General features: G+C 60.1%; 3 protein-coding genes and 1 pseudogene. All 4 read right to left on the bottom strand.

Annotated features, from left to right (window positions below; genetic code table 11):
* Positions 1-49 precede the first annotated feature (49 nt).
* Positions 50-400, bottom strand: a complete 351-nt coding sequence (locus tag ACOVRJ_RS06915) for a phage head closure protein (RefSeq protein WP_422043150.1) — start codon at positions 398-400, stop codon at positions 50-52.
* A complete protein-coding gene (locus ACOVRJ_RS06910; protein ID WP_422043149.1) occupies positions 397-1,020 on the bottom strand; it encodes a head-tail connector protein in 624 nt (207 codons plus the stop codon). Before ACOVRJ_RS06910 ends, ACOVRJ_RS06915 begins: the two co-directional genes overlap by 4 nt.
* Entirely contained in the window at positions 1,021-1,467 is a 447-nt protein-coding gene (locus ACOVRJ_RS06905) for a hypothetical protein (RefSeq protein ID WP_422043148.1), read from the bottom strand. It abuts the gene before it with no gap.
* Positions 1,468-1,494: 27 nt separating this feature from the next.
* Positions 1,495-1,683 (bottom strand): annotated as a pseudogene (locus ACOVRJ_RS06900) (phage major capsid protein); the annotation flags it as partial.

Below are 1,683 nucleotides of genomic sequence, written 5' to 3'. Positions count from 1 at the left end.
AAGAGCTCGGTCCAACTGGGCAAGGCCTTCGATGCGAACCGTTTCAACCTTAGCCATCCCGAATTCCTTCGCTTACCAAAAGGATCACGGACACATTGGCCTCATCGTCATTGAGCGCCGCGTGAATAGCAAAAGTCCGGCCACGAAAAAGCACACGCATCCGGGAAACCGCCTGCGGATCATCCAGATCGGGGCGGTGGCGCACCGTGATCTGATGAGTCAATTCCGCTGACACCCGGTCTGCGATGCGGGCCTCGCGACCTGAAAGTGGCTGGATATCAGCCCACACCGTAGCCACATCAGTCCAGACTTGCGTTGGCGCTCCCAGCGAGTCCTTGACCGTCGTTGGCTGCTGAATCCGGATTCGGTGGTTCAGTTGGCCTGCGCTCAAGACACTCATACGAGGCTCACCTTGAAGCCGTCGAGCAAGCCATCCACGAAGGGCAAGGGATCAATGCGACCGCGAGAAAGAACTGCCATTTCTTCCCGATGCCCGTAGAGACTTCCCACGCGCAGCTTGATCCAACTCTTTAGCCCCTCGGGTACTTCGCTGGCAGATCCGTAGCCCGCATCGAAAGTAACCGTAACGGCGCCGATTTGCGGCAAGGTCGGCGGCCAAGTCTTACCGAACACGGGGCTCAGGCGCGCTGGCTCGCAGGCCGCATCAAGCACGTAGTCACTGGCAGGCAGCACCTGCGTCGTGCCGTTCATGTCCAGATACTCAACGCTCACTACAGACTGAACCGGGCATTTGGCGAGCAGGATCGCGTGAGCTGGCAAGCTGAAAGACGAGCCAGACCCGGCGTGCATGAGCAAAGGCCCAGGAAAGGCGTCGAGCACCAGTCTCCAGCGGGCCGTCATCAACTGCCTGCCGGTGATGGTCTCGGCAGCTTGGCGGGCAGCGGTGATGAGCGAGCCGATCAGCGGGTCATCGTCGCCACCGTCCACCCGCAGATGAAGCTTCGCCTCAGCCAGTGAGATTGGCTCCCCTGCGGGTGGTGTGACGAGTTGCAGAGGCATTTAGACGATCTGCACAACAGCGGCTTGGTTGGCGGTGTTTGCCGGCAGTTCGCGCGGGTTGACGCCAAGCACCTGAGCTGCGGTCTGGCTAGCAGCCACGCCCACCGTGACCGACAGGCGCACAAAGCCAAAGCCATTGACCGTATCCAGGTCCTCAGGCTTGACATTGATCAGCGCCTGCTTGTTGTCGCCGCTGGCTTTAACGATCTGAGCGATTGCCTTGCCAGAGATGTCTTTGGCACCGGTACCTGAGGTATCCAGGGCCTGCTGAAGCTTCGCATCAACCGTGGCGCCCGTACCCAGAACTCCGGTCTGGATGATGGCCAGAAGACCATGGTGGTTAGCAGCAGAGATCCAGCCAGTGGTGGCGGTTCCGGCTGCCTGGCTGACAGGGTCTAGCGTGGCGAGGATGGCAAGCAGTTCGCTGCCTTTTGCGTTGGGAAACATGAATGTTCTCCTTAGAAGTTAGGGCGATCAGCGCGCGCCCAGTTGAATGAACGGGGACATCGTGGCGCTGCCCTTGGCAGGCGCGATCGGTGCGGAAACCTTGGATTGGCCATCCATACGGAAGGTGGTCCGGAAGGCAGTCAGGTCGGCATCGAAGTACAGGTGCATCGACGTTGCCGTCTGCAGGCCACCCGCCTTGGTGATCGTCTGGTAGTA

This window comes from Roseateles sp., assembly GCF_049240545.1.
Classification (GTDB): domain Bacteria; phylum Pseudomonadota; class Gammaproteobacteria; order Burkholderiales; family Burkholderiaceae_C; genus Paucibacter_A.
The sequence above is the reverse complement of the archived record's forward strand: the minus strand, read 5'-3'. Positions and strand labels throughout refer to the sequence as shown.

Bases quoted from the DNA above. Each gene is read 5' to 3' on its own strand.
- ACOVRJ_RS06915 (WP_422043150.1), bottom strand. From the start codon at position 400: ATGAGTGTCTTGAGCGCAGGCCAACTGAACCACCGAATCCGGATTCAG.
- ACOVRJ_RS06910 (WP_422043149.1), bottom strand. From the start codon at position 1,020: ATGCCTCTGCAACTCGTCACACCACCCGCAGGGGAGCCAATCTCACTG.
- ACOVRJ_RS06905 (WP_422043148.1), bottom strand. From the start codon at position 1,467: ATGTTTCCCAACGCAAAAGGCAGCGAACTGCTTGCCATCCTCGCCACG.